General features: G+C 71.6%; 13 protein-coding genes. 2 read left to right on the forward strand and 11 right to left on the reverse strand.

The features are described from left to right. Positions 1 to 327: 327 nt before the first annotated feature. Both QSK26_RS03485 and QSK26_RS03490 read right to left on the reverse strand, forming a co-directional pair. On the reverse strand, positions 328 to 573 hold the full coding sequence (locus tag QSK26_RS03485; RefSeq protein WP_285773456.1) for a hypothetical protein: 246 nt from the start codon (positions 571 to 573) through the stop codon (positions 328 to 330). Between the two features lie 479 nt (positions 574 to 1,052). Continuing rightward, positions 1,053 to 1,805 carry a hypothetical protein gene (locus QSK26_RS03490; RefSeq protein ID WP_285773457.1) on the reverse strand — a complete coding sequence of 251 codons (753 nt, stop codon included), beginning with the start codon at positions 1,803 to 1,805 and terminating at the stop codon, positions 1,053 to 1,055. A 406-nt stretch (positions 1,806 to 2,211) separates the two neighbouring features. On the opposite strand from QSK26_RS03490, the gene QSK26_RS03495 reads away from it, so the two are divergent. Together QSK26_RS03495 and QSK26_RS03500 are read left to right on the forward strand one after the other, a co-directional pair. Next, positions 2,212 to 3,681 carry a class I SAM-dependent methyltransferase gene (locus tag QSK26_RS03495; protein ID WP_285773458.1) on the forward strand — a complete coding sequence of 490 codons (1,470 nt, stop codon included), beginning with the start codon at positions 2,212 to 2,214 and terminating at the stop codon, positions 3,679 to 3,681. 164 nt (positions 3,682 to 3,845) lie between these two features. After that, the gene (locus tag QSK26_RS03500) at positions 3,846 to 5,321 is read left to right on the forward strand and encodes a hypothetical protein (RefSeq protein WP_285773459.1); all 1,476 of its coding nucleotides are present in this window, start codon (positions 3,846 to 3,848) and stop codon (positions 5,319 to 5,321) included. Positions 5,322 to 5,342: 21 nt separating this feature from the next. On the opposite strand, the gene tsaD is transcribed toward QSK26_RS03500, so the two are convergent. The 9 genes from tsaD to QSK26_RS03545 all read right to left on the reverse strand — a co-directional run bounded on the left by tsaD (position 5,343) and on the right by QSK26_RS03545 (position 13,252). Beyond that, a complete protein-coding gene (tsaD, locus tag QSK26_RS03505) occupies positions 5,343 to 6,374 on the reverse strand; it encodes a tRNA (adenosine(37)-N6)-threonylcarbamoyltransferase complex transferase subunit TsaD (protein ID WP_285773460.1) in 1,032 nt (343 codons plus the stop codon). Beyond that, positions 6,367 to 6,798 (reverse strand): ribosomal protein S18-alanine N-acetyltransferase, encoded by a 432-nt coding sequence (gene rimI, locus QSK26_RS03510; RefSeq protein WP_285773541.1) that lies wholly within the window; start codon positions 6,796 to 6,798, stop codon positions 6,367 to 6,369. The genes tsaD and rimI overlap by 8 nt, the downstream gene beginning before the upstream one ends. A 26-nt stretch (positions 6,799 to 6,824) precedes the next feature. Continuing rightward, on the reverse strand, positions 6,825 to 7,478 hold the full coding sequence (tsaB, locus tag QSK26_RS03515) for a tRNA (adenosine(37)-N6)-threonylcarbamoyltransferase complex dimerization subunit type 1 TsaB (RefSeq protein ID WP_285773542.1): 654 nt from the start codon (positions 7,476 to 7,478) through the stop codon (positions 6,825 to 6,827). Positions 7,479 to 7,533: 55 nt separating this feature from the next. Then, on the reverse strand, positions 7,534 to 8,097 hold the full coding sequence (locus QSK26_RS03520; protein ID WP_285773461.1) for a class F sortase: 564 nt from the start codon (positions 8,095 to 8,097) through the stop codon (positions 7,534 to 7,536). A gap of 9 nt (positions 8,098 to 8,106) precedes the next feature. Further along, positions 8,107 to 8,700, reverse strand: coding sequence for a hypothetical protein (locus tag QSK26_RS03525; RefSeq protein ID WP_285773462.1), 594 nt, complete (start codon positions 8,698 to 8,700; stop codon positions 8,107 to 8,109). A gap of 229 nt (positions 8,701 to 8,929) precedes the next feature. Beyond that, positions 8,930 to 9,382 (reverse strand): tRNA (adenosine(37)-N6)-threonylcarbamoyltransferase complex ATPase subunit type 1 TsaE, encoded by a 453-nt coding sequence (gene tsaE / locus QSK26_RS03530; protein WP_285773463.1) that lies wholly within the window; start codon positions 9,380 to 9,382, stop codon positions 8,930 to 8,932. Further along, complete coding sequence (locus QSK26_RS03535; RefSeq protein WP_285773464.1) at positions 9,379 to 10,434, reverse strand: alpha/beta fold hydrolase; 1,056 nt, start codon at positions 10,432 to 10,434, stop codon at positions 9,379 to 9,381. The genes tsaE and QSK26_RS03535 overlap by 4 nt, the downstream gene beginning before the upstream one ends. A gap of 148 nt (positions 10,435 to 10,582) precedes the next feature. After that, on the reverse strand, positions 10,583 to 11,725 hold the full coding sequence (gene alr / locus QSK26_RS03540; RefSeq protein ID WP_285773465.1) for an alanine racemase: 1,143 nt from the start codon (positions 11,723 to 11,725) through the stop codon (positions 10,583 to 10,585). Between the two features lie 21 nt (positions 11,726 to 11,746). Continuing rightward, positions 11,747 to 13,252: an NAD(P)H-hydrate dehydratase gene (locus QSK26_RS03545; protein ID WP_285773466.1), complete on the reverse strand. Its 1,506-nt coding sequence runs from the start codon at positions 13,250 to 13,252 to the stop codon at positions 11,747 to 11,749. Between the last annotated feature and the right edge of the window lie 104 nt (positions 13,253 to 13,356).

The raw sequence follows: 13,356 nt of genomic DNA on the forward strand, positions 1-13,356 counted from the left end.
CGACGATTTCCGGGAAACGTTTCGCGCGCCCTGCCTCCCCCACCGGTTTCACCGGAGCCGCGCCCGCGCCGACACTCCGGTGCGTACATCGGGCGAACACAGAAGCGGGCGCCGCGGCTGTCTGCCGCGGCGCCCGCATTCCTTGCGCTTACCTCACGAAATGACCGAATCCTCCGGAAGAAATATCTTTACGTCATCGATGTCGGGCCGAAAAACCGCGCGTCCCGGGAAACCGGACGACCCTCCCGTCGCCTCCGCACGCGCACCCCGGCCCGGATCATCGCTCCGCGGAGCAGACCGCCGGCCGCGAGGCCCATCGACTCGCCCTTAGTGCTGGTTAACCGTGAAGTTGCAGTTCACCGGCTCGTTGCCGGTGGCCGTCACCGGGGCGAGGGTGATGAGGCCCAGCGTGATGTCGCCGATGGTCTCGTTACCGCAGACGGCGGTGTTGCCGGACTGCGTCGAGATGTTGTCGTGGTCCGGAGGCGGCCAGTGGCCACCCGCCTGAGCAGGAGAGGCGAGGCCCGCGAACCCCGAGACAACTGCACCAGCGACTAGAAGCTTCCTGAACATATGTGTTATCCGATCGATATCGCTCTAATAGTCCGACTCGCCACTCATCCGAGGATCGAGCCATTAACTAGTAGAACGGACAGACGGCACAATGGTCAAGCGAATAGCGGTAAAGAATCATCAAGCACTAGTCAGCATGATTTAGCACAACAAGAACGGCATATCGGGCTTACCGTATCGCTATGAAACGGACCCGCTCCATCAGAACCTCTACGGCGACATTTGCCTTCAAGGCTCTTGTCGCCACGGCAAATTGCAGGCTGAAACAGCCCGCCGACGTAACCGAGCCCCGCTCTCCGACCGGCTCGGCGCGCACCGGGTGAACGGTGACCGCCCCGGCGCCCCGGCACCCGCCTTCGCCCCCGGAAGCGCCCAGTCCCCTGAACATCCGTGCCCCCGTCCACCCGGGCGGCGCGGACCAGGGGCCACGACGAAGGGGCCGGCGCGTGTGCGCCGGCCCCCCATGATCTTGCGCTGTCTCAGACGCCGGCCCAGGCGAAGTCACCGCTCGCCTCGTCGTCCCACTTCTTGTGGTCGTCCTTCTTGTGGTCGTCCTTGTGGTGGTCGTCCTTGTGGTCCTCGAAGGACCACTTGTCGTCGTCGGACCACTTCTTCTCGCTGTGGAAGGACCACTTGTCGTCGTCCGACCAGTTCACGTGCGTGTCCTCGTCGACGACCTTGTTGTCGTCGTTGAACGACTTGTCGCTGTCCTTGTTGAAGGACTCGTCGAACTTGTTGTCGTCGTTGAAGGACTTGTCACTGTCCTTGTTGAAGGACTCGTCGATGTCCTTGTTGAAGGAGTTCTCGATGTCCTTGTTGAAGGTCTCCTTGTGGCAGGAGTTCTTGTAGTAGTTCTGCCGGTGGCAGGAGTCCTTGTAGAAGGAGCCCTTGTCGTGGGAGTCCTTGTTCAGAGAGTTCTTGTTGAACGACTCCTCGACTTCCACCGTCTTCTGGAAGGAATCCTCGATCTTCTTGTTGTTGAAGTCCTCGGCCGTCTTGTTGAACGACTCCTCGACCTTCTTGTTGTTGAAGTCCTGGGCCGTCTTGTTGAAGGAGTCCTCGATCTCGACCTTCTTGTTGAGGAAGTCCTCGGCCTTCTTGAAGGAGTCGTGGTTGTTGCAGTGGCTGCCGGGCTTCTTCTCGTCGGCGTACTCGTAGATCTTGGACGCCCACTTGTCGCCGGTGTTGACGTTGGTCACACCGCACAGGTAGATGTGGTAAAGCACGTGCACGTTCGGGGGATTACCCTCGACCGGTCCGACCGGGGTCGAAGAGGCATATGCCTGGGCGCAGCTCATACCCAGGGCGGTCGCCAGCGCACCGGCGGTAACGATCTTCTTAATCATTCTGGTGCAACTCCATGAATCGCGCTCTTCAGACGGGATTTGATCGCATCCAAGGGGATCAATCGACCCGCCATATCGACTTCCGTCGTCATCAATACCGCTCTGCCGTATAGGGCAAACGAGGGCAGCCATTTACCGGGTACGAGTCTCTTGCTACCTGTTTGCGTGGCGAGGGATTTGACTTGAGCGCTCTAGACATGTTGATCAATCAATGTCCCGAATGGGGATGTTTGTCCAGCCGCTCAGCAGTCCACGGCACAGCCGGGCGCCGGGTGACGATAACGTCGGGAACATGAACCTTGACACATTTCTTGAGCTCCTGACCGACCACGGGCAGCGGGCCCTGGCCGAAGCCGGGGAACTCGTGTCGAGGACCGATCCGGTGACCGCCGCGAGCACCCTGCGCCGCTCCCATCCGGCCGATCTGACCTCGGCCGCGCTGGTCCAGGCGGGCCTGCGGGCGCGGGCGGCGGCGAAGTTCGGCGCCGACGCCGCCCGCATGTACTTCACCCCGGCCGGCCTGGAACAGGCCACCCGCCCCGAGGTCGCCGCCCACCGTGCCCGCCGCCTCTCCGCCTCAGGCGCCCCCCACCCCTCCGCCTCCGGCCCCTCGCAAACCCCCACCTCCGGCGCCCCCCGAACCCCCGCCTCCGGGGCCCCGCGATCCGCCGACCGCTCCACCCCCGACCGTGACATGACCGGCACCGCCCCCGACCGTGACATGACCGGCACCGCCCCCGACCGTGACATGACCGGCTCCGCCCCCGGCCGTGAGGTGACCGGCTCCGGGCCGCGGGTCGCCGACCTGTGCTGCGGCATCGGCGGCGACGTGATCGAGCTGGCCAGGGCAGGTTGCGCGGTGGACGCGGCCGATCGCGACCCGCTGACCGCGGCGGTCGCCGCGGCGAACGCCGATGCCCTGGGCCTCTCGGCGCGCGCCCGGATCCGTACGGCGAGCGCGGAGGACGCCGACCCGGGCGACTACGACGTGGTCTTCCTCGACCCGGCCCGGCGCGTCTCCGGCAGGCGGGTGTTCGACCCGCTGGCCTACTCCCCCACGCTGCCGGAGGCGCTGGCGCTGGCCGGGGCGGCGCCGGGCGCGTGCCTCAAGGTCGCACCCGGCCTGCCGTACGAGTTCGTGCCGGCCGGGGCGGAGGCCGAGTGGGTCTCCTACCGGGGGGAGGTCAAGGAGGCGGCGCTCTGGCTGGGGACGCTCGCGGGCGGCACGGGCGCCGCGGACGGATGGGACGGCACGGGCGGCGAGCCGTTCACCCGCAGGGCGACGCTGCTGCCCTCGGGGGAGACGCTGGTGGCCGATCCGCGGCTCGGGCCCGCGGAGCACGGCAAGGCGGGCAGATACCTCTACGAGCCCGACGGCGCCGCCATCCGGGCGCACCTGGTGGCGGAGGTGGCGGCGATGGTGCGCGGGCGGCTGCTCGACCCGCACATCGCGTACATCACCGCGGACGATCGCGTCTCCACCCCGTGGGCGTCATGCTACGAAATAGTGGAAATGATGCCCTTTTCCGGTAAGCGATTGCGGGCCGCACTGAGAGAACGGGGTGTCGGCAACGTCACCCTGAAGAAGCGCGGCTCCGCCGTGGACATCGAGCGCCTGCGGAAGGACCTCAAACTATCCGGGGACAATTCGCTCGTCGTGGTCTTGACTCGCATCTCGGACAAACCAATCGCACTGCTTTGCGAACCGATGTCCTCCCTTGAGCAAAGCAGTACCCAGTTAAACGGGACAATCTCCCGTTAATCATGGCCTTTTCCATTACTGGTGTACGCCCTACCCCACGACGGCTAAAGTCTTGGGCCACGGGCCTTTCCCGTTGTTTCATTGCCGGCGGGCGTCCTCGGCTTCGATGATCGCGATCATCCCACCGGTGCGCCGCCCGCCGTCGGCGAGTGAAGGAGCTTCCGGTGGATCACTCCAACCGCACCCTGCTCCAAGCGGGCAGCCAGACCGCCATATCGGACCGCATGCGCGAGCTGCTCGCGCGCGCGGCCCAGGACCATGTGTACGAGCAGCGCACGCAGGGCGCGGTCCTCGACGAGATCCGCCAGCGGCTGGAAGGCATGGAGTGGCTGCTCCGCGAGGTGCGCGAGCGCGAGCTGGGCGGGCTCAGCGGGTCGCTGGACACCGTGACGGGCAAGCTCGACGAGATCAGCACCCGGCCGCCCGAGTGGGCCGAGGGGCTCGCGCAGCATGTCGAGGCCGTCCGCGACCACGTGGACACGGTGGGCGACACGGTGCGTGCCGTCGGCGACCGGGTCGACTCCGTCGGCCACCAGGTCACCCCGGTCTCCGAGCTGCCCAGCCTGTGGGCGGACGTCAGCGCGGTCAGCGAGAGCATGGACTCCGCGCTGGCCAGGCTGCAGACGATCGTCGAGGGCACCGTCGGCATCTCCGAGCGCATCGGCGAGTTCGCCAGGCACCTCGGCCACCTTCAGGAGAGCGTCGACTCCGCGACCCAGCGCTTCTCCCGCCTGGACAAGTCGGTGACCGACCTCACCGCGCGCACCGTGCGGGTGGAGGAGGGCCTGCACGGCCTGGCCGCCCGGCTGGACGAGTCGGCCGCCACGATCTCCGGGCACCTCGACGAGCGGCTCGGCCGCGTGCTGGAGGAGCGCCTGGACGACGCGCTCGGCAGGATGGACTCCCGGCTGACCGGCGTCGACACCGGCATCGCCGAGCTGGGCGGCCGGGTCGGCGGCATGGACGCCAAGCTCTCCGGCCTGGACGCCGGGCTGAGTGAGGTGGACGAGCGGCTGGGCGGTCAGGCGCAGCGGATCGACGCGCTCGGCGAGCGGATGGAGAGCCGGTTCACCGCGCTCGACGGCCGGGTGGACAGCCGCTTCACCACGCTCGACGAGCGGCTCACCGTGGTGGACACCCGGGTGGGCACCGTGGACGGGCGGGTCGTGGAGGCGTCGGTGCACCACGACGACCGGCTCGACATCCTCGACGGCCGGCTGGAGGAGGTGGAGAGCGCGCTCGCCGGGCGGCTCGACGGCCTCGACGGCCGGCTCACCACCCTGTCGGCGCACGCCGAGGCGGCCACCGAGCACCTGGAGGCGGTGGACGACCGGGTGGAGGCGGTCAACCAGCGGATCGGCCAGCTCCCCGCCGCGCTCAACATCCGGGAGCGGGTCGGCGAGCTGCTCGCCGCACAGAGCGACGACCACACCAAGCGCTTCGACGCGCTCGGCGAGGCGGCCGGGGCGCTCATGGACGCGGTCCGCGACCGTCCCGACGCCGAGCGGCTCACCGAGGCGCTGAGCCAGATCGTGGTGCCGGCGCACGCCGACCTCACGCGCCGACTCGGCGCCCTGGAGGAGACCATGCTCGCCCTCGCCGAAGCGCTGCTGCGCCCCGTGCGCGCCGGCAAGGACTGACCGCGCCTCCCGGCGGCCGGCTCACACGTTGACGACGGTGACCGGCAGGGAGGAGTCGGCGGGCAGGTCGAGCGCGGAGGGGGTCACTCCGGCGGCCACCAGGTCGGCGCCCAACGCGGCCACCATCGCGCCGTTGTCCGTGCACAGTCCCGGCCGGGGCACGCGGAGCCGTACGCCGGCGGCGTCGCAGCGCTCCTGGGCCAGGGCGCGCAGCCGCGAGTTGGCCGCCACGCCGCCGCCGATGAGCAGATCCTGCACGCCGTGCTCGCGGCAGGCCGTGAGCGCCTTGCGGGTCAGCACGTCCACCACCGCCTCCTGGAAGGAGGCCGCGACGTCCGGCACGTGGATGGACTCCCCGGCCTTCTCCCTGGCCTCCACCCAGCGGGCGACCGCCGTCTTCAGCCCGGAGAAGGAGAAGTCGAGCGTGCCGTCGTCGTACTTGCCGCGCGGGAAGGCGATCGCCGTGCCCGAGCCCTCGCGGGCGGCGCGGTCGATGTGCGGGCCGCCGGGGAACGGCAGGCCGAGCACCCTGGCGACCTTGTCGAACGCCTCGCCCGCCGCGTCGTCCACGGTCGAGCCGAGCGGGATCACGTCACGGGCGACGTCGGGCACCAGCAGCAGCGAGGAGTGCCCGCCGGAGACCAGCATGGCGATGGCCGGCTTGGGCAGCGGGCCGTGTTCGAGCTGGTCCACGGCGACGTGCGCGGCCAGGTGGTTGACGCCGTAGACCGGCACGCCGAGGCCCAGCGCGTAAGCCTTCGCGGCGGCGACGCCGACCAGCAGCGCGCCCGCGAGCCCGGGGCCGGCGGTGACCGCGATCGCGTCGATGTCGGCGAACCGCAGCCCGGCCTGCTCCAGCGCGCGCTCCACGGTGGGGGTCATCGCCTCCAGGTGCGCGCGCGAGGCCACCTCCGGCACCACGCCGCCGTACCGCGCGTGCTCCTCCACGCTGGAGGCGATCGTGTTGGCCAGCAGGGTGTGGCCGCGGACGATGCCGACGCCGGTCTCGTCGCAGGAGGTCTCGATGCCGAGCACCAGAGGTTCGTCAGCCATTGAGCTTCCTCACCATCATGATCGCGTCGGTGCCGTCGTCGTAGTAACCGCGCCGGACACCGATCCTCTCGAATCCGTAGTGGTCGTAGACCGCGCGTGCCTGCGGGTTGTCCGCCCGCACCTCCAGGAAGACCGCGTCGACGCTCCTGCGCCCGGCCTCGGCCAGCAGCTCGGTCAGCAGCGCGCCGCCGATGCCGGTCCCCTGGTGCTCGGCCAGGACCGCGATGGTCTGCACGTCGGCCTGGTCGCCGGCGGCGGCCAGGCCGGCGTATCCGACGATCTTCCCGGCCACCGTGGCCACCACGTAGTGCCGGGTGCGCGGCTGGTCGGCCAGCTCGCCGCGGAGCATGCCCTCGCTCCACGCGTCCAGCGGAAAGGTGCTCTCCTCGATCGCCAGCACCGCGGGCAGGTCGTCGAAGGTCATCCCGCGCAGGACCACGCCGCCGGGCGTCACGCCGTCACCCGTTTCGGGGCGCCGGGCACCCTGGCGTCGGGGCGGCGCAGGTAGATCGGCAGCGGGGCGGGGAGCTCGGCGCCGGCCGCCAGCCGCTCGGCGGCCAGCGCGGCCAGCGCGCCCGCCGACGGGTACTCCGGCGCGCCCGCGACGATCCGCTCCTCGCCGAGGATCCCGGCGTAGAGCCGCGCGCCCGCGCCCACCAGCGGCAGCCCCGCGGGCAGTTCGCCCGGCAGGTCCACCGCGGGCCCGGACAGGCGGGTGCGGGAGTCGGCGTAGCGCGCCCAGAAGACTTCTTTGCGGCGGGCGTCGGTGGCGACGACGAACGGCTCCGACAGCCCGCTGCCGTAGGCGACCGCGTCGAGGGTGCACACGCCGTACGCCGGGACGCCGAGGGCGGTGGCCAGCGCCTGGGCGGTGACCAGGCCGACGCGCAGCCCCGTGTAGGGGCCGGGGCCGGAGCCCGCGACGACGGCGGTGACCTCGTCCAGCGCCGCGCCGCAGGCGCGCAGCACCTCCTGGACGGCGGGCGCGAGCAGCTCGCCGTGGCGGCGCGCGTCGACGGTGGTGGACTCCGCGAGCACCCGCTCGCCGTCGTGCAGCGCGGCGGTCACAGCGGGGGTCGCGGTATCAAAGGCCAGGACCAGCACGAACGCCAAGCCTAGCCGGTCCTGACCACCACCCGGTCTCTTCCGCCCCCGGCGGTCAGCGGGCCGGGGCGACCATGGAGGCGTAGACGATGACGTTGTCGCGGTACTGGTGGTCGGACCAGTCGAAGGTGCCGCCGCAGGTGACGAGGCGCAGACCCTCGTCCACGTAGACGCGGCGGGCGGGGAAGTCGTTCTTGTGCACCTGCTCCACCGAGTCGACCTGGTACTCCGCCACCTTGCCGTCACTGCGCTCGACCCGGATCTTCTGACCCTTGCGCATGTGCTTGAGCCGGTAGAAGACGGCGGGCGCGGTCTTGGTGTCCACATGCCCGATGATCACCGAGGCGCCCTCGTCGCCGGGCACCGCGCTGTGCTCGAACCACCCCGCCGTCTTCGGCTTCTCGTACGGCGGGAGCTCGACCTCGCCGTCGTCGGTCATGCCGAGCTTCATCAGCGGCGCCTCCAGTTTGAGCGCCGGGATGTCCAGGCTGCGCGGCACGACCGAGGCCCGGGCCGGCGTCTCGGCGTCATCCGTCGTGTTGGACCTGACGGCGACCAGGATGAAGCCGGTGATCACACCCGCGACGACGATCCTGGTCCACCCGGAGGAACCTGCCATGCCGTGGACTCAGGACCGGCGGCGCCGTACGACGGCGACCGCGACGCCGCCCGCCAGGACGGCGGCGATCGCGAGCCCGGCCGGGTTCATGCCGGACTCCTCCTGCGGGCCACTGGCCGCGGTGCCGCCGCCGCCGGCGCGGGGCGCCCTGGTGGGCACGACCGAGGGCTCGGCCGCGACCCGGAGCCGCGCGGTGCCGGAGTCGTTGGTGCCCTCGCAGCGCACCTCCACGTCGTAGGTGCCGCGATCGGCGGTCCGCGACACGGTGGCCTCGCCGCGCACCCAGGGCAGCGGCGCCCCGGTGGCGGTGCCGGTCGGGGTGGCCGTGGGGGTGGGCGGGGGCACCGGATCGAGGGTGACGGCCCGCAGGAAGGCGTCGGAGTTGGCGGTGCCGCTGAGGTCCGGGCCCGCGGTGGGCACCGGGCAGTTGGCGAGGACCCAGACCGAGGAACGCTCCCCGGCGATGACCCGGTCCGGGTTCAGCCGGACCTCGATCGGCTCGCGGGCCGCGCCGCTGGGATCGGCGGGGGCGGCAGGAGTGGTCGGCGCCCCCGAGGGGTTGCCCGTGCCCGCCTCCGCCGTGCATCCCGTGATGCCGAACACGGCGACGGCTCCTAGAACGGTCCCTAAAACCGCGACATGCCTGACCCTTGACACCGCGCGCTCCATTCACCGTCCGACCCGACCGCTTCTGACGAGATACCCAGAAAAATCAGGGCGACCCGCATCAAGCGATCTTCAATGTCGATGATCTATACCAAGTGGGACTGAGGTCAAGCGTGCCAGGATTCCGCCGGGAGCGACGGCGGAAAACGCAACTCTGGCCGGAGGTTCAGTTGACGGCGAGGTCGGACCAGCGGCGGCCGACGCCGCGCAGCCGTACGGTGCGCTCGTCGCCGTCTCCGGCGCGCTCGATGGAGATCTCCAGGCGGTCGTCGGCGAGCCCCTCGGCCAGGCCCTCGCCCCACTCGACGACGGTCACCGAGTCGTCCAGCGAGGCGTCCAGGTCGAGATCGTCCATCTCCAGCTCGCCGCCCAGCCGGTAGGCGTCCGCGTGCACGAGGGCCGGGCCGCCGGACAGCGACGGGTGCACCCGGGCGATCACGAAGGTCGGCGAGGTGATGGGGCCGCGCACCCTGAGGCCGTCGGCGAGGCCCTGGACCAGGGTGGTCTTGCCCGCGCCGAGCGGCCCGGACAGCACCACCAGGTCACCGGGTCCCAGCAGCCCGGCCAGCTCGGCGCCGAAGGCTTTCATCTCCTCGGCGGTGGCCACCGGTCTGGTCATGGGCCCTCCTTTCCCGCTGCCCGCTTGAACAGGTCGCGCAGCGCGTCGTTCACCACGGTCGGGCGCTCAAGCTGGATCAGGTGCGACGTGGCCGGCACCTCGGTGAGCTGCGCCTGGGGCAGCGCCGCGGCGATCGCCCTGCTGTGGTCGGGCGGGGTCAGCCAGTCCCGGTCGCCCACGATGACGGCGACGGGCACGTCGGTGAGCAGGTCCAGCGCGGACAGCTTGTCATGCGACATGAGCGCGGGGTAGAAGTTGGCGATCACTTCGGTGGGCGTCGAGCGGATCATGGACTCGACGAAGTCGACGACGGTCGGGCTGACGCTCTTGGAGTCGCCGAAGCCGAAGAGCCGCACGGCGAGGAAGGACAGGTCGGTGCCCGCCTCCCGGCCCCTGTCCACCAGGGTGCCGCGCCGGCCCAGCGCCGAGACGGTGGGCGTCACGACCTTGTGCACGGCCTTGGCGAGCAACGCGGGGAGCCCGAGCGAGATCTCGGCGAGCTTGCCCGCGGAGGTGGAGATCAGGGCCACGCCGCGGACCCGCTCCGCGAACAGCGCGGGATGCCGGTCGGCCAGCGCCATGATCGTCATGCCGCCCATGGAGTGGCCGACCAGCACGCAGGGACCCGGCACCAGCGCTTCGAGCAGCTCGGCCAGGTCGTCGCCGAGCCGGTCGATCGTGCAGTCCTCGGCCGGGGTGCGCTGCGACCGGCCGTGACAGCGCTGGTCCCACAGCACCATGCGGCAGGTGTCGCGCAGGTCGCGGCGCTGGTAGTGCCAGGATTCGAGGTTGAGGGTGTAGCCGTGGCAGAAGACCACGGTCAGGGGGCCGTCCTCCGGCCCGTCCACCTCGACGTGCAGCTCCACGCCGTCGGACGTGGTGACCAGCGTCTCGCGGCCGTGCAGCTCGCCGAACGGCTCGTGCGCCTCGGGGTCGGGCCCGAGGCGGATACGCCCGACGGCATAGCGCTTGGCGAGCGCGGCCGACGCCACGCCCGCGGAGGCGACGCCCACGATCGCGCTGGCGATCCCGATCCTCCGCCGTGTCCTCATCCCGGCCTCCCAGCCACCTCGCGATGTCCGCCCTCCGATGGTTGCCGGACATGCGACGTTTGGGGCATTGTGCCCTGAATGTCACGTTTAGCCAAGGCCACCCCCGGTGATGTCCTCCGAACCGCCATGACCTTCCTGCCAATGCTCCCTACCGGTAAACGCGCGGCACCCGCGCACCGATCCTCGTCACGATCTCATGGGTGATCGTTCCGAGGGAATCCGCCCACTCCTGAGCGGTCGGCTCACCCCGGTCACCGGGGCCGAACAGCACGACCTCGTCCCCGGCGGCCAGCGGGTCGTCGCCGACGTCGATCAGGAACTGGTCCATGCAGACCCGGCCCGCGATCCGCCTGCGCCGGCCGGCCGCGAGGACCTCGGCGGTGTTGGTCGCCTGGCGCAGGATGCCGTCCGCGTAGCCGAGCGGGACCAGGCCGAGCGTCGTCTCCCGCTCCGTGACGTACAGGTGCCCGTACGACACGCCGGTGCCGGCGGGGACCCGCTTGGCCAGCGCGATCCTGGCGGTGAGGGTCATCGCCGGGCGCAGCCCGAAGTCGCCCAGCTCGGGGATCGGGCTCAGGCCGTAGACCGCGATGCCGGGCCGGACCATGTCGTACCTGGCACGGGGGAGGGTCACCGTGGCCGCCGAGTTGGCGAGGTGCCGGATCACCTGTGAACCGGCCGCCCCGGCCTTCTCCGCGACCGCCACCGCCTCGTCGAAGGCGTCGAGCTGGGCGTCGATCGAGGGGTGGCCGGGCATGTCGGCGCAGGCCATGTGGGTCCACAGACCGGTGATCTCGATCAGGCCCTCGGCGCGCAGCGCGAGCGCCCGGTCCAGCAGGGCGGGCCACTCGGCCGCCGTCGCGCCGCCGCGCGTGATGCCGGTGTCGATCTTCAGGTGCACCCGGGCCGTGCGACCGGTGCGCGCCGCGGCGGCGGCGAGGTCGTCCAGCAGCCAGACCGCGCCCGCGGCGAGCTCCACGTCGGCGAGCAGCGCGTCGTCCATCCGCTCGCCGCCGGTGATGATCCACGACAGGATGGGCGCGGTGATCCCGGCCGCCCTGAGCGCGAGCGCCTCGGCGGGCAGCGCCGTGCCGAGCCGGCCGGCGCCGGCCTCCAGGCAGGCGCGGGCGCAGGGCACCAGGCCGTGACCGTAGGCGTCGGCCTTGACCACCGCCATCGTCTCGGCTCCCCCGGCGTGCTCGCGCAGCAGCCCGACGTTGTGCCGGATCGCGGCCAGGTCGACCCGCGCCTGGCTGGGGGCCGCCACGGGAAAGCTGATCGGAGAACTCATCTTCCCAGTCTGGCAGGCATCTCAGGCCGATGAGGCTGCATGACGCCCGGTGCCGCCGCCGAGGACGGCCCGGATGGCCGCCGGGATCGCCCCGGCCACGTCTCCCGCGGCGATCGGAGCGCCGTCGGCGGCGATCCGGGCGGCGGAGCCGTGCAGGTGGGCGGCGCACGATCCGGCGTCGTAGCAGCTCAGCCCGGCCGCCAGAAGCGTGCCCGCCACGCCGGACAGCACGTCGCCGGTGCCGCCGGTGGCCAGCCAGGGCGTGCCGGTGGCGTTGACCCGCACCGGCAGCCCCTCCTCCGCCACCACCGTGGTGGACCCCTTGAGCAGCACCGTCACGCCCAGCCGCGCCGCCGCCTCGCGGGCGTGCTCGACCCTGCGCTCCTCGATCGCCTCCCTGGGCACGCCGAGCAGCCGGGACAGCTCCCCCGCGTGCGGGGTGAGCAGCACGGGCGCGCCGCGCCGCAGCAGGGAGGGCTCGCGGGCGACCAGGGTGAGCGCGTCGGCGTCCACGACGACCGGGACGCAGGTCGCCAGCACGGAGCGGGCCACGGCGAGGGCGTCGTCGTCGGTGCCCAGACCGGGGCCGACCACCCACGCCTGGACCCGGCCCACCTCCTCGACGCCCTGGCCAGGGGCGAGCGTGGTGACGACCGCCTCCGGCCAATGGTCCCTGACGTAACCGACGGGCGTCTCCTGCCCGGCATAGCGCACCAGGCCCGCCCCCGAGCGGACCGCGCCGCCCACGGCGAGCACGGCCGCGCCGGTGAACCGGGCCCCGCCGGCCGCGACGCCGACCACTCCCCTGCGGTACTTGTCGGACTCCGCGCCCGGCCTGGGCAGCCGCTCGGCCACGTCGGCGTCGGTGAGCGCGGTCGCGTCGGGGCCGGGCAGATAAGGCCCGAGGCCGATGTCCACCAGCTCCACCCGGCCCGCGTGCTCCGCGCCGGGGTCGGTGAGCAGCCCGGTCTTGAGCGCGCCGAAGGTCACCGTGACCGCGGCCCTGACCGCCGGCCCCTCGACCTCCCCGGTGCCCGCCGCGACCCCGCTGGGCACGTCCACCGCGACGACCCGGCCCCGTGCGCCGCCCGCCAGCGAGACCAGCTCCGCGTACGGCGGGCGCAGCGCCCCCGAGCCGCCGATCCCGACGAGTCCGTCCACGATCAGGTCGGCCCGCTCGACCGCCCGCCGCGCCGCGTCGCTCCCGGCGGGCACGGCCCGGCCGCCGGCGGCGCGCAGGGCGGCGAGGCCGCCCTCGTGGGTCCGCGACCCGGCCAGCACCGCGTCCACCCGGGCGCCCCTGGCTGCGAGCCTGGCGCCCGCGTAGAGCGCGTCTCCGCCGTTGTCGCCGCCGCCGGCGAGGACGGCGACGCGCGAGCCGTAGACGCCGCGCGCCCGGCGCAGCTCGGCCGCGCAGTGGACCGCCAGCCCCGCGGCGGCCCGCTGCATGAGCGTGCCGTCGGGCAGCCGGGCCATGAGAGCCCGCTCGGCGGTCCTGATCTGGTCCGAGGTGTACGCGGTCCGCATGACGCAGACGTTATCCTTCGTCGATCACCGACGCGACGGCGTGCGGCCCGTTGTCCACAGGCGGCGAACCCGCTTTACGGCTCGTTAACCGAAATCTCCGATTT

The organism is Microtetraspora sp. NBRC 13810, from assembly GCF_030268685.1.
Taxonomy (GTDB): domain Bacteria; phylum Actinomycetota; class Actinomycetes; order Streptosporangiales; family Streptosporangiaceae; genus BSRQ01.